The sequence below is a fragment of the Methylobacterium sp. E-065 genome (genome assembly GCF_022829605.1).
GTDB lineage: Bacteria > Pseudomonadota > Alphaproteobacteria > Rhizobiales > Beijerinckiaceae > Methylobacterium.
In genome coordinates this window covers 1-588 of record NZ_JAKSYD010000123.1, presented here as the reverse complement: position 1 = coordinate 588, position 588 = coordinate 1, and the positions used below count along the sequence as shown (strand labels likewise).

The following is a 588-nucleotide window of genomic DNA, read 5'->3' as shown; positions in this document are numbered from 1 at the left end:
GCTGCCACCCGCCACGAACTGGTAGGTGTCGCGCAGGGCCTGGCTCAGGTTGAAGAACCGGGTACCGGGCGTGCCGACGGCGTTGGCGCCGAACGGGTTGCTGCCGGCCAGACCGCTCACGAGGTTGTAGATCGCGCCCTTGGCGAGGCGTGCGCCCTGGCCGAAGCTCTGCTCGCCGTAGGAGCCGAAGAAGGCCGAGCGCCATTCCGGCGACCAGTAGTGCAGGTACGACGCGACCGCCGTGAAGCTGGTCGAGGTCTGCAGCTGGCCGGTGAACGGGTTGATGGTCGCGTCCGAGAAGTACTGGGCGAACTTCTGACCCTGGATGGTCGTGGTGCTCTGCGTGTACGAGCCGGTGTAGGCGGAGTAGCCGGTGTAGAGCTGCGCGCCCTCGCCGTAGGCACCCTGCAGGTACAGGGCGTCGCCCGGGGCGATGAACGGGGTGTTGATCTTCAGGCCGCCCTGGACCGCGAACCCTTGAACGTTGCGGGTATGCGCCGGGGCGACGATCGGACCGGTGCCGGTGCTGGCGGCGGTCGAGAGGTTGCCGACGTTCAGCTCGTGGGTGGCGGCCGAGAGCTGGGCCGA

1 protein-coding gene is annotated in these 588 nt (G+C 68.5%); it reads right to left on the bottom strand.

Annotated features, from left to right (window positions below; all coding sequences use genetic code 11):
• Nucleotides 1–588 (bottom strand): porin (locus MKK84_RS17115; RefSeq protein ID WP_243921756.1); only part of this gene is annotated, 588 nt, incomplete at both ends.